This is a genomic window from Pseudomonas sp. NFIX10 (genome assembly GCF_900111955.1).
GTDB lineage: Bacteria > Pseudomonadota > Gammaproteobacteria > Pseudomonadales > Pseudomonadaceae > Aquipseudomonas > Aquipseudomonas fluorescens_AA.
Genome location: NZ_FOKH01000005.1, coordinates 101,235 through 121,801 on the forward strand (window position 1 = coordinate 101,235; position 20,567 = coordinate 121,801).

General features: G+C 60.9%; 21 protein-coding genes and 1 pseudogene. 15 read left to right on the forward strand and 7 right to left on the reverse strand.

Annotation, left to right across the window (positions count from 1 at the left end; all coding sequences use genetic code 11):
- Nucleotides 1-154 precede the first annotated feature (154 nt).
- The 8 genes from metG to BM321_RS06510 all read left to right on the forward strand — a co-directional run bounded on the left by metG (nt 155) and on the right by BM321_RS06510 (nt 6,939).
- Complete coding sequence (metG, locus tag BM321_RS06475; protein ID WP_092441935.1) at nt 155-2,200, forward strand: methionine--tRNA ligase; 2,046 nt, start codon at nt 155-157, stop codon at nt 2,198-2,200.
- A 130-nt stretch (nt 2,201-2,330) separates the two neighbouring features.
- A complete protein-coding gene (locus BM321_RS06480; RefSeq protein ID WP_092441936.1) occupies nt 2,331-2,903 on the forward strand; it encodes an Rnf-Nqr domain containing protein in 573 nt (190 codons plus the stop codon).
- Complete coding sequence (gene rsxB / locus BM321_RS06485; RefSeq protein WP_092441937.1) at nt 2,900-3,913, forward strand: electron transport complex subunit RsxB; 1,014 nt, start codon at nt 2,900-2,902, stop codon at nt 3,911-3,913. Before BM321_RS06480 ends, rsxB begins: the two co-directional genes overlap by 4 nt.
- Complete coding sequence (locus BM321_RS06490; protein ID WP_092441938.1) at nt 3,900-4,880, forward strand: RnfABCDGE type electron transport complex subunit D; 981 nt, start codon at nt 3,900-3,902, stop codon at nt 4,878-4,880. The genes rsxB and BM321_RS06490 overlap by 14 nt, the downstream gene beginning before the upstream one ends.
- The gene (locus BM321_RS06495; protein ID WP_092441939.1) at nt 4,877-5,485 is read left to right on the forward strand and encodes an RnfABCDGE type electron transport complex subunit G; all 609 of its coding nucleotides are present in this window, start codon (nt 4,877-4,879) and stop codon (nt 5,483-5,485) included. The genes BM321_RS06490 and BM321_RS06495 overlap by 4 nt, the downstream gene beginning before the upstream one ends.
- Nucleotides 5,478-6,011 carry an Rnf-Nqr domain containing protein gene (locus BM321_RS06500; protein WP_092441940.1) on the forward strand — a complete coding sequence of 178 codons (534 nt, stop codon included), beginning with the start codon at nt 5,478-5,480 and terminating at the stop codon, nt 6,009-6,011. Before BM321_RS06495 ends, BM321_RS06500 begins: the two co-directional genes overlap by 8 nt.
- Nucleotides 6,008-6,646, forward strand: a complete 639-nt coding sequence (nth, locus tag BM321_RS06505) for an endonuclease III (RefSeq protein WP_092332110.1) — start codon at nt 6,008-6,010, stop codon at nt 6,644-6,646. The genes BM321_RS06500 and nth overlap by 4 nt, the downstream gene beginning before the upstream one ends.
- Before the next feature lie 107 nt (nt 6,647-6,753).
- Nucleotides 6,754-6,939 (forward strand): PA3496 family putative envelope integrity protein, encoded by a 186-nt coding sequence (locus BM321_RS06510; RefSeq protein ID WP_072408699.1) that lies wholly within the window; start codon nt 6,754-6,756, stop codon nt 6,937-6,939.
- 53 nt (nt 6,940-6,992) lie between these two features.
- Here BM321_RS06510 and BM321_RS06515 read toward each other — a convergent pair whose 3' ends face one another.
- Nucleotides 6,993-7,619: a response regulator transcription factor gene (locus BM321_RS06515; protein WP_053124532.1), complete on the reverse strand. Its 627-nt coding sequence runs from the start codon at nt 7,617-7,619 to the stop codon at nt 6,993-6,995.
- A 467-nt stretch (nt 7,620-8,086) separates the two neighbouring features.
- On the opposite strand from BM321_RS06515, the pseudogene BM321_RS30460 reads away from it, so the two are divergent.
- Nucleotides 8,087-8,344: pseudogene (locus BM321_RS30460) on the forward strand (hypothetical protein); the annotation flags it as partial.
- 326 nt (nt 8,345-8,670) lie between these two features.
- Here the strand turns inward: BM321_RS30460 and BM321_RS06525 are convergent.
- Both BM321_RS06525 and BM321_RS06530 read right to left on the reverse strand, forming a co-directional pair.
- Entirely contained in the window at nt 8,671-9,888 is a 1,218-nt protein-coding gene (locus tag BM321_RS06525; protein WP_003204943.1) for an argininosuccinate synthase, read from the reverse strand.
- A 128-nt stretch (nt 9,889-10,016) separates the two neighbouring features.
- Entirely contained in the window at nt 10,017-11,006 is a 990-nt protein-coding gene (locus BM321_RS06530) for a flagellar protein MotY (RefSeq protein WP_092441942.1), read from the reverse strand.
- Nucleotides 11,007-11,198: 192 nt separating this feature from the next.
- On the opposite strand from BM321_RS06530, the gene pyrC reads away from it, so the two are divergent.
- Together pyrC and rnt are read left to right on the forward strand one after the other, a co-directional pair.
- Nucleotides 11,199-12,245 (forward strand): dihydroorotase, encoded by a 1,047-nt coding sequence (gene pyrC, locus BM321_RS06535; RefSeq protein ID WP_060740940.1) that lies wholly within the window; start codon nt 11,199-11,201, stop codon nt 12,243-12,245.
- Nucleotides 12,242-12,919, forward strand: coding sequence for a ribonuclease T (rnt, locus tag BM321_RS06540; RefSeq protein ID WP_003204947.1), 678 nt, complete (start codon nt 12,242-12,244; stop codon nt 12,917-12,919). The genes pyrC and rnt overlap by 4 nt, the downstream gene beginning before the upstream one ends.
- A gap of 222 nt (nt 12,920-13,141) precedes the next feature.
- Here the strand turns inward: rnt and BM321_RS06545 are convergent, their stop codons facing one another.
- On the reverse strand, nt 13,142-13,744 hold the full coding sequence (locus BM321_RS06545) for a peroxiredoxin (RefSeq protein ID WP_092201553.1): 603 nt from the start codon (nt 13,742-13,744) through the stop codon (nt 13,142-13,144).
- Nucleotides 13,745-14,060: 316 nt separating this feature from the next.
- On the opposite strand from BM321_RS06545, the gene BM321_RS06550 reads away from it, so the two are divergent.
- A complete protein-coding gene (locus BM321_RS06550) occupies nt 14,061-14,279 on the forward strand; it encodes a bacterioferritin-associated ferredoxin (RefSeq protein WP_003178704.1) in 219 nt (72 codons plus the stop codon).
- Nucleotides 14,280-14,477: 198 nt separating this feature from the next.
- Nucleotides 14,478-14,951 (forward strand): bacterioferritin, encoded by a 474-nt coding sequence (gene bfr, locus BM321_RS06555; protein ID WP_003178701.1) that lies wholly within the window; start codon nt 14,478-14,480, stop codon nt 14,949-14,951.
- 229 nt (nt 14,952-15,180) lie between these two features.
- Here the strand turns inward: bfr and grxD are convergent, their stop codons facing one another.
- The 3 genes from grxD to BM321_RS06570 all read right to left on the reverse strand — a co-directional run bounded on the left by grxD (nt 15,181) and on the right by BM321_RS06570 (nt 18,136).
- On the reverse strand, nt 15,181-15,519 hold the full coding sequence (grxD, locus tag BM321_RS06560; protein WP_092176255.1) for a Grx4 family monothiol glutaredoxin: 339 nt from the start codon (nt 15,517-15,519) through the stop codon (nt 15,181-15,183).
- Between the two features lie 89 nt (nt 15,520-15,608).
- On the reverse strand, nt 15,609-17,717 hold the full coding sequence (locus tag BM321_RS06565) for a molybdopterin oxidoreductase family protein (protein WP_092441943.1): 2,109 nt from the start codon (nt 17,715-17,717) through the stop codon (nt 15,609-15,611).
- 131 nt (nt 17,718-17,848) lie between these two features.
- The gene (locus BM321_RS06570) at nt 17,849-18,136 is read right to left on the reverse strand and encodes a hypothetical protein (RefSeq protein WP_092332092.1); all 288 of its coding nucleotides are present in this window, start codon (nt 18,134-18,136) and stop codon (nt 17,849-17,851) included.
- A gap of 403 nt (nt 18,137-18,539) precedes the next feature.
- Here BM321_RS06570 and argF point away from each other — a divergent pair, with 403 nt between their 5' ends.
- Together argF and BM321_RS06580 are read left to right on the forward strand one after the other, a co-directional pair.
- Nucleotides 18,540-19,460 carry an ornithine carbamoyltransferase gene (gene argF, locus BM321_RS06575; RefSeq protein WP_092441944.1) on the forward strand — a complete coding sequence of 307 codons (921 nt, stop codon included), beginning with the start codon at nt 18,540-18,542 and terminating at the stop codon, nt 19,458-19,460.
- Nucleotides 19,457-20,566 carry an ABC transporter ATP-binding protein gene (locus BM321_RS06580; protein ID WP_092441945.1) on the forward strand — a complete coding sequence of 370 codons (1,110 nt, stop codon included), beginning with the start codon at nt 19,457-19,459 and terminating at the stop codon, nt 20,564-20,566. Before argF ends, BM321_RS06580 begins: the two co-directional genes overlap by 4 nt.
- Nucleotide 20,567: the final 1 nt, after the last annotated feature.

Sequence of the window (20,567 nt, forward strand, 5' to 3'; positions counted from 1 at the left end):
TGCTTCGCAACCCAGCGGGGATAAATCCCCTCGCCACAGATTGTGCCTGGCTCAGGCCCCCCACCGATGCATGCGGAAACAGGCCGGTGGGGTGAAATATATTTCCCGGCGCTTTATAGTGGCCGACCTCCGTTTCATCAAGTAGCCGAGCCCCATGTCCGAGCCACGCAAGATTCTCGTCACCAGCGCCCTGCCCTATGCCAATGGTTCGATTCACCTCGGCCATATGCTGGAATACATCCAGACCGATATGTGGACGCGCTTCCAGAAACATCGCGGCAACCAGTGCATCTATGTCTGCGCCGACGACGCCCACGGTTCGGCCATCATGCTGCGCGCGGAAAAGGAAGGCATCACCCCGGAACAACTGATCGCCAACGTCCAGGCCGAACACAGCGCCGACTTTGCCGAGTTCCTGGTGGACTTCGACAACTTCCACTCCACTCACGCCGAAGAAAACCGTGAGCTGTCGAGCCAGATCTACCTGAAGCTGCGTGACGCCGGGCACATCGCCACCCGTTCGGTCACCCAGTATTTCGACCCGGAAAAAAACATGTTCCTGGCCGACCGCTTCATCAAGGGCACCTGCCCGAAATGCGGCACCGAAGACCAGTACGGCGACAACTGCGAAAAATGCGGCGCCACCTACGCACCGACCGACCTGAAGGACCCGAAATCGGCGATTTCCGGCGCCACCCCGGTGCTCAGGGACTCCCAGCATTTCTTCTTCAAGCTGCCGGACTTCCAGGAGATGCTGCAAGCCTGGACCCGCAGCGGCACGTTGCACGACGCGGTGGCCAACAAGCTCGCCGAATGGCTCGACGCCGGCCTGCAGGAGTGGGACATTTCCCGCGATGCGCCATACTTCGGCTTCGAAATCCCCGGCGAGCCCGGCAAGTATTTCTACGTGTGGCTGGATGCGCCCATCGGCTACATGGCGAGCTTCAAGAACCTTTGCGACCGCACGCCTGGGCTGGACTTCGACGCGTTCTGGGGCAAGGACTCCACGGCCGAGGTGTATCACTTCATCGGCAAGGACATCGTCAACTTCCACGCGCTGTTCTGGCCCGCCATGCTCGAAGGCGCCGGTTTCCGCAAGCCGACCGGCATCAACGTCCACGGCTACCTGACCGTCAATGGCCAGAAGATGTCCAAGTCCCGCGGCACCTTCATCAAGGCCCGGACCTACCTGGACCACCTGTCGCCGGAATACCTGCGCTACTACTACGCGGCCAAGCTCGGCCGCGGCGTCGACGACCTGGACCTGAACCTCGAAGACTTCGTGCAGAAGGTCAACTCCGACCTGGTGGGCAAGGTCGTCAACATTGCCAGCCGTTGCGCCGGGTTCATCCACAAGGGCAACGCCGGGGTCCTGGTCGCCGGTAACGCCGCGCCGGAACTGACCGACGCTTTCCTGGCGGCGGCGCCCAGCATCGCCGATGCCTACGAGAGCCGCGACTTTGCCCGCGCCATGCGCGAAATCATGGCCCTGGCCGACCGCGCCAATGCCTGGATCGCCGACAAGGCCCCGTGGTCGCTGGCCAAGCAGGAAGGCAAGCAGGACGAAGTCCAGGCCATCTGCGCCTTGGGCATCAACCTGTTCCGCCAGTTGGTGATCTTCCTCAAGCCGGTGCTGCCGTTGCTGGCCGCTGATGCCGAAGCGTTCCTGAACGTCGCGCCGCTGACCTGGAACGACCACCAGACACTGCTGAGCAACCATCAACTGAATGCGTTCAAGCCGTTGATGACCCGTATCGATGCCACCAAGGTCCAAGCCATGATCGACGCCTCCAAGGAAGACCTGGCCGCCAGCCAGACCGACACCGGCGGCCCGACCGGCAACGGTGAATTGACCAAGGACCCGTTGTCGCCGGAAATCGACTTCGACGCTTTCGCCGCCATTGACCTGCGCGTGGCACTGATCGTCAAGGCCGAGGCCGTCGAAGGGGCCGACAAGCTGCTGCGCCTGACCCTGGACATCGGCGATGAGCAACGTAACGTGTTCTCCGGCATCAAGAGTGCCTACCCGGACCCGGCCAAGCTCGAAGGCCGGTTGACGATGATGATCGCCAACCTCAAGCCGCGCAAAATGCGCTTCGGCATCTCCGAAGGCATGGTGATGGCGGCGGGCCCCGGCGGCGAGGAAATCTACCTGTTGAGCCCTGACAGCGGCGCCAAGCCGGGCCAGCGGATCAAGTAACGCGACCGCGTGCTGCATCGATCCCACAGTCGCCTTGCAGGTGGCTGTGGGATTTTCATATCTGGCCCGCATTTCCGGCGTGCCGGATAATGCCTAATCTTGTAACAGGCCCTTTGTCGCCCCTACGCCCATGACCGAAATCGTCCTCACGCTGTTCAGCGCTGCCCTGATCAACAACCTGGTGTTGCATTGGCCGCTGGGCGTCGATCCGCTGCTGGCGGCCAACGGCAGAAGGCAGGTGCACGCTCTGGGCCTGGCAACGGCGTGCCTGATGCTGATCGTCGGCACCCTGGGTTATCTGGTCGACCATGGGGTGCTCGTGCCAACCAATCTGACATTCCTGCGCCTGTTGGTCTGGCTGTCCTTGAGCATCTTGCTGATCGGACCCTTGCTGCGCTTGCTGACACGCTGGCTGCCAGCAATGCCGTTCGATGGATTGTGGCCGCTGCTGCTCGGCAATGCCGGCATCCTGGGCGTCACGCTGCTCAACGGTCAGGAAGACCGAGGCCTGGGCCACGCCATGGCCCTGAGCCTGGGTGCCGGGCTGGGCTTCTGGCTGGTGCTGGGCCTGTTCGACGACCTGCGCCAGCGCACCTTCGATCACGCTATTGCCTTGCCCTTTCGGGGACTGCCGATTCAGTTGATCAGCGCCGGGCTGATGGCGGTGGCCTTTCTCGGATTGCGCGGGCTGGTCAAAACATGAGCCTGATTCAACGTATCGACGCCCTGTTGCCGCAGACCCAATGTGGCAAGTGCGGCCACCCCGGGTGCAAGCCCTACGCCGAAGGCATCGCCCAGGGCGAGCCGATCAATAAATGCCCGCCGGGCGGGCGCGAAACCATCGCGGCCCTGGCCGAGCTGATGAAAATACCGGTGCTGGAACTGGACACCAGTCGCGGCGTGGCTCCGGCGCAAATCGCCTTTATCCGCGAAGCCGAATGCATCGGTTGCACCAAGTGCATCCAGGCCTGTCCGGTGGACGCGATTGTCGGCGCGGCCAAGCTGATGCACACCGTCCTCATCGACGAATGCACCGGCTGCGACCTGTGCGTGGCGCCCTGCCCGGTCGACTGCATCGAAATGCGGCCCCTGCCGACGGCAAGCGTATTGCCGATTGTCGGCGGCCTGGCCTTCAGCGCCGCCGAGCAACAGGCGCGAACAGCCAAGCGCAACCACGCCCGGCGCCGCTTCGAACAACGCAATGCGCGCCTGCGCCGCGAAGAAGAACAGCGTCAGGCAGAGCGCTTGGCCCGTACCCAGCGCACGGCCCAGGCCAAGGAACAGGAACAGCCGCTCGATCCCGTACAAGCCGCACTGGAACGCGTGCGCGCGCAAAAAGCCGCCACCGCCGATGCCGCCTTGAAAAAAGCCAAGGTTGACCTGGCCATGAGCCGGGCGCAGTTGAACAAATCCTTGAAAGCGTTCGGCCATCCGCCAACCTTCGAGCAGCAGTCGCAACTGATCCTGCTGCAACGCCAGTTCGAAGCGGCCGAGCAAGCCCTGAGCCAACTGGAAAACGCCGCGCCAGCGACCACCCCAGCCCCGGCTCCGGCACAAAGCGCCGAACTGAAGCGGGCCAAGATCCAACTGGCGATGCGCCGCGCCGAACTCAGCAAAGCCCGTACGGCAGCGGCATCGGATGAACAACTGCAGGCGTTGGAGCAAGCGGTGAAGGATGCCGAGCGCCAGGTGGACATCCATGCCGCTTCCTGAGCCCGTGGACGAACGGCTGCGGCCAGCGATGACGCGGGTGTTGCTGGCGACACTGCCCGGCGTGCTGGCGTTGCTGTGGTTCCAGGGCTGGGGCGTGGCACTCAACCTGCTGTTGTCCGGCCTCACCGCGCTGGCAGTCGAAGCGTTGATGCTGCGTTTGCGTCGACGGCCGCTCAAACCCGAGCTGAACGATGGCAGCGCACTGGTCAGTGCCACGCTGTTGGCCCTGGCCTTGCCGGCGTATTGCCCCTGGTGGCTGACCGTCACCGCGGCCGCCTGCGCCTTGCTGTTCGGCAAGCACCTGTGGGGCGGCGTCGGCAGCAACCCGTTCAACCCGGCGATGCTCGGGTATGCCCTGGTGCTGGTGGCGTTTCCCGCCTATATGAGTCCCGCGTCCCACGGTTTGGGCCTGTTTGAAGGCTTGCAACAGGTGTTCGGCACTCATCCGGCGCCCGACGCCTGGGCCGGGGCCACCGCGCTGGACAGCCTGCGGACCAATACGAGCCTGACCATCGATGAACTGTTCGCCAGCGATCCGGCGTTCGGGCGTTTCGGTGGCCACGGTGCCGAATGGGTCAATCTGGCCTTCCTGGCGGGCGGTCTGTTTCTGTTGCAACAACGGGTGTTCAGCTGGCATGCGCCGGTGGGCCTGCTGGCGAGCCTGTTTATCGTCAGCCTGCTGTGCTGGAACGGGTCGGGCTCCGATTCCCATGGCTCACCGCTGTTTCATCTGTTCAGCGGCGCGACCATGCTCGGCGCGTTTTTTATCGCGACCGAACCGGTCTCGGGCGCCAAGACTCCTCTCGCCCGCCTGCTGTTCGGGGCGGGCATGGGGCTGCTGGTCTACCTGATCCGCACCTGGGGCGGCTACCCGGATGGCGTTGCGTTCGCGGTGTTGCTGATGAACCTCGGCGTGCCGGCACTGGACCGGTTTGCCGAGGCGCGACAACGGCGGCCACTGCCATGAAGAATCCTGGCGGCGTGGCAATCCTGATCCTGTTGATCGGCCTCGGTAGCAGTGCCACGTACCTCACGCACCTCGGCACCGCTGGGCGCATCGAGGCCCAGCGGCAAGCGTTGGCGAACAGGACCTTGCTTGAGGTACTGCCCACTGACCTCTACGACAATCAGCCATTGGCGCACCCCGTTTTCACCGCCTCGGTGACCTTGGCCCATAGCACGCTGCTGGGCGGTTATCTGGCGACCCGCAATGGCCAGCCCAGCGCTGTGCTACTGCTCAGCCAGGCGCCGGGCTATGAAGGCAGCATCGAATTGCTGGTCGCCATCGATCCACAGGGCCGGCTGCTGGGCGTCAAGACGCTGCGCCAAGCCGAAACACCCGGGTTGGGCGCGGCGATTGCCGGCTGGCCGAACGCCTGGATGCAGGTCTTCACCGGCAAATCACGCCAGGCGCCTGACGACAGCGGCTGGGCCCTGAAGAAGGACCAGGGACAGTTCGATCAACTGGCCGGCGCAACGGTGACGTCCCGGGCGGTGCTCCAAGCGGTTCACGACGCGTTGCGTTACTTCGACGAGCACAAGGCTCGGTTGGGAGTGCCTGCCAATGAATAAGCCATGGGGCCTGACACACGGCCTGTTGCTCGTCCCGCTGGTCGGCGCCAGCGACTCGCTGATGGCCGCACTGGTGCTATGGCTGGCCTGGGCCTTGATGTTCTTCTGCCAGGGCTTGGCGATGGGGTTTGTCCGACAACACCTGACAACCACGCAACAACTGCTCGCCGCCATCGTGCTGGCCGCTACCTTGACCACCTGCATAGGTTTTGTCGTCCAGGCCTGGGCATTGGAACTGTATCGACCGCTGAGTCTTTACTTGGGCTGGATCGCCTTGAGCTGCGTGGCGCTGGAGCATGCGGGCTTCTTCGTCGAGTCTCGCTTGCCTGGACGCCTCAGGCTGGCTGGGGTGTTCGGTCTCTTGATGGTCAGCCTGGGCGCCCTGCGTGAGCTGATCGGCAGCGGCCTCCCCCTGGCCTTGCTCGCCCCGGGCGGGTTCATTCTGCTCGGGCTGCTGCTGGCGGCCCGACAGGCCTGGACGGCAGCCAAATCCCCTTCAACCACCGAGGAAACGCCGCGCCCATGAACGCCGCAAAACGCCTGGAAATATTCCGTCGCTTTCACGAGGACAACCCGGAACCGAAAACCGAACTGGCCTATTCCTCGCCGTTCGAATTGCTGATCGCGGTCATCCTGTCGGCCCAGTCCACCGACGTCGGCGTCAACAAGGCCACGGCTAAACTGTTCCCGGTCGCCAACACCCCGGAGGCGATCTACGCCCTGGGCGTCGAAGGGTTGTCCGAGTACATCAAGACCATCGGCCTGTTCAACAGCAAGGCCAAAAACGTGATCGAAACCTGCCGCCTGCTGATCGAGCGCCACGGCAGCGAAGTGCCGCAGACCCGTGAAGCGCTGGAAGCCCTTCCAGGCGTCGGCCGCAAAACCGCCAACGTCGTGCTCAATACCGCGTTTCGGCAGTTGACCATGGCGGTCGACACCCACATTTTCCGCGTCAGCAACCGTACCGGGCTGGCCCCCGGCAAAAACGTGGTGGAGGTGGAGAAGAAGCTGATGAAGTTTGTGCCCAAGGAATACCTGCTGGACTCCCATCACTGGCTCATTCTCCATGGACGCTACGTCTGCCTGGCGCGCAAGCCCCGCTGCGGCAGCTGCCGAATCGAAGACTTGTGCGAATACAAGCACAAGACCTCGGACGATTGAGGCGCTATTGCTTTTATCGATCTATCGATTGAAAAAATCTTTTTTACCAGCCCGTGGTTTATCGATATAAGGAGCGCCAATGGCAGTCTTAGCCTGGAGTCGAACCCATGAGTGCTGGCAAAGAACAACTGGATGTAGAAGACGAATTCATCGCCGTTGAGGCCGACGACGGTGAACCTGCGGTCGTGCCGGAAGTAGCGAAAACCAACCTGAGCAAGCGCCGCACCATCGATAACCTGCTGGAAGAGCGTCGTTTACAGAAGCAACTGGCCGATTACGACTTTGACCTCTGACACGTAAAAGCCTCCCCGACGGAGGCTTTTTACTGAGTACGCGTGAAGCAGCCTCACACCAACCCATTGCGCTGCGCCAGCTCGATCAGGTCGACCAGCGAACGGGCATTGAGCTTCAATAACAGACGGGTCTTGTAAGTACTGACGGTCTTGTTGCTCAAGAACATTCCATCGGCGATTTCCTTGTTGGTCTTGCCGCGCGCCAGTTGCTGCAAGACCATCATCTCCCGCCCCGACAACCGATCGACCATATCGGACTCACTGGCATTACCCAGGCTCGATCGCACCGTATGCAATGCCTGGTTGGGAAAGTAACTGTAGCCGGACAGCACTGCCTTGATTGCACTTAATAATTCGGTAAGGTCCTGTTGCTTGCAGACATACCCGGCCGCCCCTGTCTGCATGCAGCGCATTGAAAAATGCCCAGGCGCCTGGGAAGTCAGTACCAATACCTTCATTGACGAAGGTATGGCCGTCAAACGGGCAATGACCTCCAACCCGTCCAGTTTCGGAATACCGATATCGAGAATGACGATATCGGGCATAAGTTCACGAGCAAGTTGTAACGCATCGACGCCGTTGTCGGTTTCGGCAACGACCTCATAACCATGACGCTCCATCAGCAAACGTACAGCAAGACGAATGACGGGATGATCATCCACGATCAGCACTTTATTCATGGGCAAATCCAACTTCGCTGTTCGAATTTTTAGAGCACGCACAATAGCCTAGTCATTTCTACCTTGGCATGCCGCCCCCCCCTGACCGCTCGCACCGAGAGACAGATCCTACAAGCTATACAGAAAACTCCTACAAATCCCGCCGGGAAAAATGTGTCCTCAATTTTTTACAGAGAAGGACCGACCGCCCTTGAGCATCCGGTACCCCTATGAATAATGCGCTCTTTCACCGCCATGCCTGCCTGCGGACCGGTCATCGGAAGGCACTTCACTCATAAAGAGTAACTGAATTATTTACTGTTAAAACTGGCGCCCCTCACTTCAGCAGCGGAATTTCCTATATAAGAGACGTTCAGGCAGCCGATATAAAACATCGACGGCCCTGATTGTTTTAGCGACACCTTATTAGTCACCGATATTATTTTTCCAACCCACTCACGAGCATGAATATTCCATGAGCATTAACCATGAACAAACCTTTGAAGACCATCACCAACCCCATGACCCTTATCGCCATATTCGCAACTTTATCCGAAACGTCCGCGGCTGTTTCCCTGCCTTTTCTGGATGATCAGGACCGTGAGTATTATCTCTGGTTCCTGATCAGCTTTCCCTTTTATTTATTGCTGCTTTTTTTCATCACCCTCAACTTCAATTATCGTTCCTTGTATTCGCCTTCGGATTTTCGCAAGAGCAAACACTTCATAAAGACCATGGATGACGCGACCTGTCGGCGCAAACGAATGCTACGCCGGACGGCCAAGGACCAGCGGCGGCGACGGATAAGCCTTCATCGCCCCAGGCATGAACCGCCGGACACCCTTTGCATCCTATGCCGCCAATCCCGCCGCCTGATCGAGACTTGCCGACCGGAGCATTTGAAACACGCCGGCATCGTTGTGTACGTCATTTACCACCACGCAGGCCCTGCAACCCGCGGACAGGATGAATGAGCTATCAGGAGACAGCGCTGCAGCAAACAGGCTGCGCGCGCAAAACAGAGGGCAAAAAAACGGCCTGCTCAAGGCAGGCCGTTTTTTTATCGCCAGGGTCAGAACAACTTGCGACCCTTGTTCGCCGCGATGCGCATGCGCAGGGCGTTGAGCTTGATGAAGCCGGCCGCGTCGGCCTGGTTGTAGGCACCGCCGTCTTCTTCGAAGGTCGCGATGTTGGCGTCGAACAGCGACTCGTCGGACTTACGCCCGGTGACGATCACGTTGCCCTTGTACAGTTTCAGGCGTACCACGCCATTCACGTGAGCCTGGGAGGCGTCGATCATCTGCTGCAGCATCAGACGCTCAGGGCTCCACCAGTAGCCGGTGTAGATCAGGCTGGCGTACTTGGGCATCAGCTCGTCCTTGAGGTGAGCCACTTCGCGGTCCAGGGTGATCGATTCGATCGCCCGGTGAGCGCGCAGCATGATGGTGCCACCCGGGGTTTCGTAGCAGCCGCGGGACTTCATGCCGACATAGCGGTTCTCGACGATGTCCAGACGACCGATGCCATGTTCGCCGCCGATGCGGTTCAGGGTCGCCAGCACGGTGGCCGGGCTCATTTCCACGCCGTCCAGGGCGACGATATCGCCATTGCGATAGGTCAGCTCCAGGTATTGCGGGGTATCCGGGGCCTTCTCAGGGGAGACGGTCCAGCGCCACATGTCTTCTTCGTGCTCGGTCCAGGTGTCTTCCAGCACGCCGCCTTCATAGGAGATGTGCAGCAGGTTGGCATCCATCGAGTACGGGGATTTCTTCTTGCCGTGACGCTCGATTGGAATCGCGTGCTTCTCGGCGTAGTCCATCAGTTTTTCACGGGACAGCAAGTCCCATTCACGCCACGGGGCAATGACTTTCACGCCTGGCTTGAGGGCATAGGCGCCCAGCTCGAAACGCACCTGGTCGTTGCCTTTGCCGGTAGCGCCGTGGGAAATGGCATCGGCGCCGGTTTCGTTGGCGATTTCGATCAGGCGCTTGGCAATCAACGGACGGGCGATGGACGTACCCAGCAGGTACTCGCCTTCGTAAACGGTGTTGGCGCGGAACATCGGGAACACGAAGTCGCGGACGAACTCTTCGCGCAGGTCATCGATGTAGATCTCTTTGACGCCCATGGCCTGGGCCTTGGCGCGTGCAGGCTCGACCTCTTCGCCCTGCCCCAGGTCAGCGGTGAAGGTCACCACTTCGCAGTTATAAGTGTCCTGCAGCCACTTCAGGATCACCGAAGTGTCCAGGCCGCCGGAATACGCCAGAACGACCTTGTTTACGTCCGCCATGCCATCACTCCACGGGTTGTACGGAAAGCCGTGAAGTCTAACGTCCAGCGCGGATAATTTACAGGGGCGCGACAGCTTATGACGACGAAGCGACAGATTATGTCGAACGCGCGACGGTCAAAATCGAATCAGGAGGTCCGCGCGGTCGTCCCGGCGGGCGTGGGTGTCGGGGTCTTGGCCGGCGCCGCGGTGGGCGCCGGCACCTTGGCAGGGGCCGCAGCGGGTGCAGGCTGCGCGGCGGGGGCCTGGGGTGCCGGTGCTTCGCTAGCCGCCACGCGCTCGAGGCGCACGGCCACCCGACGGTTCTTGGCCCGGTTGGCGGCGTTGGTGTTGGGCACCAAGGGATAACGCTCGCCGTGGAAGCGCAGGGTAATCTGCGACTCCTGGAAACCATTGGCCTTGAAGAAGTCCTGGACCGCCAGGGCCCGGCGGCGCGACAGCTCGCGGTTGGTCAGGCGATTGCCGCTGTTGTCGGAATGACCGTCAAGCTCGATATGATTGACGCTCGGGTCGGCCTTGATGAAGTCGAGCATCACCTGCAACTGGGCCTTGGCCCGGGCATCGAGTTCGACCTCTTCGCCGGGGAAGCCGATCTGGGTCTGCTTTATCTGCTCGAAATTCTTCGGCAACAACTTGGCCACACAGCTCTGATAATCACTGAAGGCTTTGTTGAAACGCACCGGCAGCAACCGGACTTCCGACACTCGACCGTCCTCGGTGTTGCGCCGAACCACCGGGCTGCGACCGTCCATCAGCCCACTGATCAAGCGCCCGGCCTGGACCTGGGAGCTGTTGAACAATACATCGCCACTGCCAATGCTGACCGAGCCCAGGTTGATATCGCCGCGCCCCGGCTGCCACGGTGCGGCGGCCGCCAGCAAGGTGGCCGAACCGCCGCCCAGCATCGGGTTATAGCTCTTGAGGCGGAACGTGGCCTGCTCGCCCGCCCGGCGCACGAATTCGCCAGTGCCGAAATCGGTGATCGGCTGGCTCAGCCGGCACTCGAACTTGTCGCCTTCGACCGTCCACTCGATGCTCTCCAGACGGGTCTGGAAAGTGAGCGCCATGGCGGGAAGGCTGGCAAACACACTGAGCAAGGCTAGATAACGCTGGCGCACGGGAGGCTCCACTGACTTTTATACAAAGATCGACGCATGCTTGGGGGCATGACGCCTGTCCGGGGCACTGCACGGATTCGTGGCACACCTGTAGGAGCTATCGGTAAGTTGTGGCAGAACTTGATAGCGGGTGCCTGAATCGGTCTTTTCCGGTAGCATTCCCCAGAGTTTGACCCGCCTGGAAGCCCCCCAATGTCCGACCGCCTGACCCTGCTGCGTCCCGACGACTGGCATATTCATCTTCGCGATGGTGCTGTGTTGACCCATACCGTCGCCGATGTCGCGCGCACCTTCGGGCGCGCAATCATCATGCCTAACCTGGTTCCGCCCGTGCGCAACGCCGCCGAGGCCGATGGCTATCGCCAGCGTATCCTCGCCGCCCGCCCGGCTGGCAGCCGCTTCGAACCGCTGATGGTGCTTTACCTCACCGACCGCACCCAGCCCGAAGAGATTCGTGACGCCAAGGCCAGCGGTTTTGTCCATGCCGCCAAGCTGTATCCCGCCGGCGCGACGACCAACTCCGATTCCGGTGTCACCAGCATCGACAAGATATTCCCGGCGCTGGAGGCCATGGCCGAAGTCGGCATGCCGTTGTTGATCCATGGTGAGGTTACCCGGGGCGACGTCGATGTGTTCGACCGCGAGAAGATCTTCATCGACGAGCACATGCGCCGCGTCGTGGAGCGCTTCCCGACCCTCAAGGTGGTGTTCGAACACATCACCACCGGCGATGCCGTGCAGTTCGTCAACGAGGCCCCGGCCAACGTCGGCGCGACCATTACCGCCCACCACCTGCTGTACAACCGCAACCACATGCTGGTAGGCGGGATCCGGCCGCACTTCTACTGCCTGCCGATCCTCAAGCGCAATACCCACCAGGAAGCCTTGCTGGATGCCGCCACCAGCGGCAGCGCCAAGTTTTTCCTCGGCACCGACTCGGCGCCCCACGCCCGTCACGCCAAGGAAGCGGCCTGCGGTTGCGCCGGCTGCTACACCGCCTATGCCGCCATCGAGATGTACGCCGAGGCGTTCGAACAGCGCAATGCGCTGGAAAAACTCGAAGGCTTCGCCAGCCTGCATGGCCCACGCTTCTATGGCCTGCCGGTGAACACCGACCGTATTACCCTGGTCCGTGACGAATGGACCGCCCCCGTCAGCCTGCCCTTTGGCGAGCAGACCGTCATCCCGCTGCGCGCCGGTGAAAAACTGCGCTGGCGCCTGCTGGAGGAAAACGCGTGAGTGAAGATCATTTCGACGACGAACTGGACGGCAACGGTGGTTCGGGCGGCGCCCGTCACCCCATGGCCGCGCGGTTCCGTGGTTATCTGCCGGTCGTCGTCGATGTAGAAACCGGTGGTTTCAATTCCGCCACCGACGCCTTGCTGGAAATCGCCGCGACCACCATCGGCATGGACGAAAAAGGCTTTGTGTTCCCTGACCACACCTATTTCTTCCGGGTCGAACCGTTCGAAGGCGCCAACGTCGAAGCGGCGGCGTTGGAGTTCACCGGGATCAAGCTCGATCACCCGTTGCGCATGGCGGTCAGCGAAGAAACGGCCCTGACCGACATCTTCCGTGGTGTGCGCAAGGCGCTCAAGGCCAACGGTTGCAAGCGCGCGATCCTGGTCGGGCACAACAGCAGCTTCGACCTGGGCTTCCTCAACGCCGCCGTCGCGCGCCTGGACATGAAGCGCAACCCGTTCCACCCGTTCTCCAGCTTCGACACCGCGACCCTGGCAGGCTTGGCGTATGGCCAGACCGTCCTGGCCAAGGCGTGCCAGGCCGCCGACATCGATTTCGATGGCCGTGAGGCGCACTCGGCCCGCTACGACACCGAGAAGACCGCCGAGCTGTTCTGCGGCATCGTCAACCGGTGGAAAGAGATGGGTGGCTGGCAGGATTTCGACGACTAAAGAGCAGAGCCATTGTGGCGGTGCCACTCCGTGGGAGCAAAGCTTGCTCGCGACACAGGCGACTCGTTTTTTGGAAGACCGCATCGCTGCCATCGCGGGCAAGCCTTGCTCCCACAGGTAAATCCCCTCGCCACAAAGCGCTATGTTTCAGCCGATGATTTGGTTGAAATCCCCATAAAAAACCGGCCCATCGAAGGCCGGTTTTTTTATGCCTGAATGCGCTTACAGCTTATCGCCGTGCTCGCCCAGGTAAGCGGCAACGCCTTCAGGCGATGCGGTCATGCCCTTGTCGCCTTTTTTCCAGTTGGCCGGGCAGACTTCGCCGTGCTCTTCGTGGAATTGCAGCGCGTCAACCAGACGGATCAGCTCTTCCATGTTACGGCCCAGCGGCAGGTCGTTGACGATCTGCGAACGGACAACGCCCTTGTCGTCGATCAGGAAGGCGCCACGGAAGGCCACGCCGCCTTCGGACTCAACGTCGTAGGCCTTGGCGATTTCGTGCTTCATGTCGGCAGCCATGGTGTATTTCACCTGACCGATACCGCCATTGTTGATCGGGGTGTTGCGCCAGGCGTTGTGAGTGAAGTGCGAGTCGATCGAAACAGCGATCACTTCAACGTTGCGTGCCTTGAAGTCATCCATGCGGTGATCCAGTGCGATCAGCTCGGACGGGCAGACGAAGGTGAAGTCCAGTGGATAGAAGAACACTAGGCCGTATTTGCCTTTGATGGCCGAGGACAGGGTGAAGCTGTCGACGATTTCGCCGTTGCCAAGCACGGCTGGCACGGTGAAGTCAGGGGCTTGTTTGCCTACGAGTACGCTCATTGGATATCTCCTGATGTAATTAGCGTGAAAACAGAGTCCGGGCCAGCCTGCCACCCTCAGGCGACAGCCCTGTGACACGAACCCGCTTGCAAGGGCCGACCATCATACACCGCGCATTTGGACTGTCTTCAAGGGTTTTTCGGTGGTATCGAAAAATCGCCGCCCCGCTGCGTGCCGCCTTTGTTGCCCAAGGAAAAAACCGTTCGTCAGCCTGGCATCGCTCTGGCGCAAGTCCTTGATAAACCACTTTGACAATCATTCTCGTTAACATTAAGATCCGTCTCAATTGAGTCACAACCAGCGACGGTTCTCACTTATGTATGTATGCCTCTGCACTGGCGTCACCGACGGACAAATCCGCGAAGCGATCTATGAAGGTTGCTGCAGCTATCGCGAAGTCCGCCAGGCCACCGGCGTAGCCAGCCAATGCGGCAAATGTGCCTGCCTGGCCAAGGAAGTGGTGCGTGAAACCCTCGCCAAGGTGCAAACGGCACAGGCCTCGATCCCCTACCCGGTAGAATTTACTGCCGCATAAAGACAGCTTTTCAAGGAACCGGACTCGATGTCCGGTTTTTTTATGCCTGTAAATCAAATGCTTAGCGTCCAGACGCGGAACACAAACATTCTTATTCCGATTAATTTTCATTTATTATTCAACAACTTAGGTTTGACACTGATAAATGCGCGGCTCAAACTCCGCCCTATACACAGCTATTACAGGGCAGGCCTCATCATGAAAGGCGACATTACAGTCATCCAGCATCTCAACAAGATCCTTGCCAATGAGCTGGTCGCGATCAACCAATACTTCCTGCATGCGCGCATGTACGAGGATTGGGGCCTGAACAAGCTGGGCAAGCACGAGTACCACGAGTCCATCGACGAGATGAAACACGCGGACAAACTGATCAAGCGCATCCTGTTTCTCGAAGGCCTGCCGAACGTCCAGGACCTGGGCAAGCTGCACATCGGCGAACACACCCGGGAAATGCTCGAGTGCGACCTGCGCATCGAGCGCACCGGCCACGCCGACCTGAAGGCCGCCATTGCCCATTGCGAAAGCGTTGGCGACTTCGGTAGCCGTGAACTGCTGGAAGACATCCTCGAATCCGAGGAAGAGCACATCGACTGGCTGGAAACCCAACTGGGCCTGATCGACAAAGTCGGTCTTGAGAACTACCTGCAATCGCAGATGGGCGAAGAGTAACCTTCCCCGGCAGACAGCCACTAAAAAGCCCCGCCCTCTTTCGAGAGGCGGGGCTTTTTATTGCCTGGATTCCCAGGCCCTACTCAAAACCACTGTGGGAGCGAGCTTGCTCGCGATGGCGGTGGATCAGATATAAAAATGCTGACTGACACACCGCTATCGCGAGCAAGCTCGCTCCCACAAGGTTTCCCGTTCACCACAACCAGTGTGGTGAACAGGCTTCCATGGATCAGGCTTCGGTCTTGTTCGCCGCTTTTTCTACCGCTGCCTTGATCGTGGTCTGCAAAGAACCGTCGGCGGCCATCTCGGTCATGATGTCGCTGCCACCGATCAGCTCACCGCCCACCCACAATTGCGGGAAGGTTGGCCAGTTGGCGTACTTGGGCAGGTTGGCGCGGATTTCCGGGTTCTGCAGGATGTCCACGTAGGCAAACTTCTCGCCACACGCCATCACCGCCTGAGCAGCCTTGGCCGAGAAACCGCACTGTGGCGCGTTCGGCGAGCCTTTCATGTAAAGCAGGATGGTGTTGTTGGCAATCTGGTCTTTAATCGTTTCGATGATATCCACGGAGCACCTCGGCTTAAACTTTGCGACGTCAGTTGTCGACACGGTGGCGCATTGTAACGGAAAGCAGAACGTGCTGCTCAGAGACAATTCTACGCAGCCGCCACCTTCACCGGTACACCGTTGAGCGCCGCGTTGCCGGACAACTCATCGAGCTGGCAATCATCGGTCAGGTCATTGGCGCTGGAGCCCGGCTGTCCGCTGGCAATGGTCATCTGCACGCCCGGCCGGGCATGGCCCCAACCGTGGGGCAGGCTGACCACGCCTTTCATCATGTCCAGGCTGCCCAATACCTCGACTTCGATGGCCCCTACCCGCGAACTGACCGTCACGCGCTGCCCGTCGGCAAGGCCGCGGGAGGCGAGGTCATCCGGGTGCATCAGCAATTGATGACGCGGCTTGCCCTTCACCAGTCGATGGAAGTTATGCATCCAGGAGTTGTTGCTGCGCACATGGCGGCGGCCAATCATCAGCAACTCATCCGGTTCTGGCGCCTGCAACGCGGCAAAGCGCGCAAGGTCGGCGAGAATCACCGCCGGCGCGGTCTGCACCCGTTGGTTTTCGGTTTTCAAGCGTGGGGCCAGGTTGGGCTTGAGTGCGCCAAGGTCGATGCCATGGGGATGGTCGAACAAGGTCGCCAGAGACAGTTTGTGCGGCGAGGCGTCGCCATACGCCCCGCTGCGCAGGCCAAGATCGATCATCTGCGCCGGCGGCATGGTCGGCTTGAGTTCTTTGCCGGTCCGGGCAGCGAAGGCCTTGGCCAGGCCGACAAAGATTTCCCAGTCGTGCAGCGCCCCCTCGGGCTTGGGCAGGATCGCCCGGTTGAAACGGGTCACGTTGCGCACCGCGAACAGGTTGAAGGTGGTGTCGTAATGATCGTTTTCCAGGGCCGAGGTCGAGGGCAGGATCAGGTCGGCGTAACGGGTGGTTTCGTTGATGTAGAGATCGACACTGACCATGAACTCCAACCCATCCAGGGCCTGCTCGAGCTGCCGCCCGTTGGGTGTAGACAACACCGGGTTGCCGGCCACGGTGACCAGCGCCCGAATCTGGCCTTCGCCTTCGGTCAGCATCTCCTCGGCCAGGGCCGACACCGGCAGCTCCCCTGCGTACTCGGGACGTCCGGAGACCCGGCTCTGCCAACGATTGAAATGCCCGCCCGAGGTGGTCGCCACCAGGTCCACCGCAGGCTCGGTACACAGTGCACCGCCCACCCGGTCCAGATTGCCGGTCACCAGGTTGATCACCTGGATCAGCCAGTGGCACAGCGTACCGAACGCCTGGGTCGACACCCCCATCCGCCCGTAGCACACCGCTGTTGGGGCGGCGGCGAAGTCCCGGGCCAATTGCCGGATCTGCGCTGCCGGCACCGCACAGAGCGGGCTCATCGCTTCGGCCGTGAAAGAAGCAACGGCCGCGCGTACCTCGTCCAGGCCGTCCACCGGCAGGTGGCTGTCACGGGTCAGGCCTTCGCTGAACAGGGTATTGAGCAAGCCAAACAGCAGCGCGGCATCGCCCCCGGGACGCACGAAGACATGCTGGTCGGCAATGGCCGCCGTTTCGCTGCGGCGCGGATCGACCACCACCACTTTGCCGCCACGGGCCTGGATCGCCTTGAGGCGCTTCTCCACGTCCGGCACGGTCATGATGCTACCGTTGGAGGCCAGTGGGTTGCCGCCCAGGATCAGCATGAAATCGGTGTGATCGATGTCCGGAATCGGCAGTAGCAAGCCGTGGCCATACATCAGGTGGCTGGTCAGGTGATGGGGCAACTGGTCCACCGAGGTTGCCGAGAAGCGGCTGCGGGTCTTCAACAGGCCCAGGAAATAGTTGCTGTGGGTCATCAACCCATAGTTATGCACGCTGGGGTTGCCCTGGTAGACCGCCACCGCGTTCTGGCCGTGGCGTGCCTGGATATCCGCCAGGCGCGCGGCCACCAACGCGAAGGCATCGTCCCAGGCGATGGGGTGCCATTCGTTGCCGATGCGCTGCATGGGTTGGCGCAGGCGGTCCGGATCGTTCTGGATATCTTGCAGGGCCACTGCCTTGGGGCAGATGTGACCACGACTGAAGGTGTCCAGCGCATCGCCCTTGATCGAGGTGATCGCCAGGCCCTGGCCGTCGGTTTCGGTGGTTTCGAGGGTCAAGCCACAGATGGCTTCACACAGATGGCACGCACGGTGGTGGAGAGTCTTGGTCATGGCCAGTCTCTGTTTTGTTCGTGGCGGGCACTTTCGGCCGCGGGAACAAAACTATGGCCCGTGCTTCCCGGCGGCACCAGCGACGTTCGTCCTGTGAATTGCCGGGCATCAGGCCCGCCGATGAAGTGCCATCAAGGGCCCTCGGGAGGCGGTGCCAGGAGTTGGATTTCCTCGACGGTTTCCACTTCCTCCTGGGCGATGGGTACGCCAGTCAGTTCGCCAATCAATCGCCAATGCTCGTCAAGGCCGCTGCTGATCGTGGCCATGCGATCGATCATCCGGCGGCCGGCGGCCTTGGTCACTTCATCATCGCTGCGCAGCAATTCGAATGACATGGACGTCACCGATGCCGTCAGGTGGGTCAGCGAGCGTGCGGTCAGCCCCAGCAATTCCATCAATTGTTGCTCTTTCGAATCCATTTCGGGCTCCTGTGCCGCTGAGGCTCATTTATAACCCAGGCCTTTGCATTAGGAAATGTTTCACAACCACCAGCAGACAGGCGCAAGAATCGGAGGACACGGCACAAGACCGCCCCCATCCATGGCGCGCCCGCCGCGCTTGATTGCCAAGCCGAGCAGCGCCAGTGTACAAATGGGCCGCTGCAGTCAGGAAACCGGCTTCAAATACGCCATCGCATCCGCGTGATGGCTTCGCTGAAATCCCCAAAAACCGTAGCCCTATTGGTAAGACGCGACATTTAATTATAAGATCGCGCCTTCCCCTATTTCGTCGCCCCGTGCGGCTTTTGCCGCAGGTCTCGCCCGTTTTTTCATTAAACAAGGCTTTGAGCATCTGCGGTCAGTTACAAAAAGGTAGTCAATCATGAGCGCAAGGCACTTTCTCTCCCTGATGGATTTCACGCCCGATGAGTTACTCGGCGTGATCCGTCGAGGCGTGGAGCTCAAGGACCTGCGTAATCGCGGCGTACTGTTCGAGCCCTTGAAAAACCGCGTGCTGGGGATGATCTTCGAGAAATCATCGACCCGCACCCGCATCTCTTTCGAAGCCGGCATGATCCAACTGGGCGGCCAGGCGATTTTCCTGTCGCCCCGCGACACCCAACTGGGCCGTGGCGAACCCATCGGCGATTGCGCCATCGTCATGTCGAGCATGCTGGACGCGGTGATGATCCGTACCTTTGCCCACAGCACCCTGACCGAGTTCGCGGCCCATTCCCGCGTACCGGTGATCAACGGCCTGTCCGACGACCTGCACCCTTGCCAGTTGCTGGCCGACATGCAGACCTTCCTCGAGCACCGTGGCTCGATCCAGGGCAAGACCGTGGCCTGGATCGGCGATGGCAACAACATGTGCAACAGCTATATAGAAGCGGCGATGCAATTCGACTTCCAACTGCGCATCGCCTGCCCCGAAGGTTTTGACCCCAATGCCGAGTTGCTGGCCAAGGCCGGGGACCGGGTGTCCATCGTCCGTGATCCGAAACAGGCCGTGACCGGTGCGCACCTGGTGAGCACCGACGTCTGGACCTCCATGGGCCAGGAGGAAGAAACCGCCAGGCGCCTGGAGTTGTTCGCGCCATTGCAGGTCAACCGGGCTCTGCTCGACTTGGCGGATGCCGACGTGTTGTTCATGCACTGCCTGCCGGCCCACCGTGGCGAGGAGATCAGCATGGACCTGTTGGATGACCCGCGTTCGGTAGCCTGGGACCAGGCCGAGAATCGCCTGCATGCGCAAAAGGCCTTGCTCGAGTTCCTGGTCGAGCCGGCGTATCACCACGCATGAGCCATGCCCTGCTGCTGAACTTGCACAACCTGGCCTGCGGTTATCAGGACCAGCGGGTCGTGCAGAACCTCAACCTGCACCTCAATGCCGGTGATATCGGTTGCCTGCTCGGTTCGTCCGGGTGCGGCAAGACCACGACCTTGCGTGCCATTGCCGGCTTCGAACCGGTGCACGAGGGTGAAATCCAGTTGGCCGGGGAAACCATCTCACGCGCCGGCTTCACCCTCGCCCCGGAAAAACGCCGCATCGGCATGGTGTTCCAGGACTACGCCCTGTTCCCCCACCTGAGCGTGGCCCAGAACATTGCCTTTGGCATTCGCAAGCATCCGAACAAGGACCGCGTCGTCGAAGAGTTGCTGGAACTGGTCAACCTGAAACACCTGGGCAGCCGTTTTCCCCATGAACTGTCCGGCGGACAACAGCAGCGCGTGGCCCTGGCCCGTGCGCTGGCGCCGGAACCGCAGTTGCTGTTGCTCGATGAACCGTTCTCCAACCTCGATGGCGAGCTGCGCCGCAAGCTCAGCCATGAAGTGCGGGACATTCTCAAGGCCCGCGGCACCAGCGCGATCCTGGTCACCCACGACCAGGAAGAAGCCTTCGCCGTGAGTGACCATGTCGGCGTATTCAGGGAGGGTCGCCTGGAACAGTGGGACACGCCCTACAACCTGTATCACGAACCACTGACGCCATTCGTCGCCAGTTTCGTTGGCCAGGGCTACTTCATTCGCGGCCAGCTCGACAGCCCGGAATCGGTACAGACCGAGCTGGGCCTGCTGCGCGGCAACCGGGCCTATACCTGGCCCATCGGCGGCGCGGTGGATGTGTTGCTGCGGCCAGACGATATCGTCTACGCCCCGGACAGCCCGCTTACTGCCAGAATCGTTGGCAAGACCTTCCTGGGCGCTTCAACCTTGTATCGCCTGCAATTGCCCACAGGGGCGCAACTGGAATCGATCTTCCCTAGCCATGCCGACCATCAGGTCGGAGCAGCCGTCGGCATCCGCGTAGCGGCTGAACACCTGGTGCTGTTCCAGGCCTCGGGCAGCACCGCGGCGCATATCCCATCCGTGGACAGCGGCGTGCGACGCTACAGCGCGGCCAGCTAAT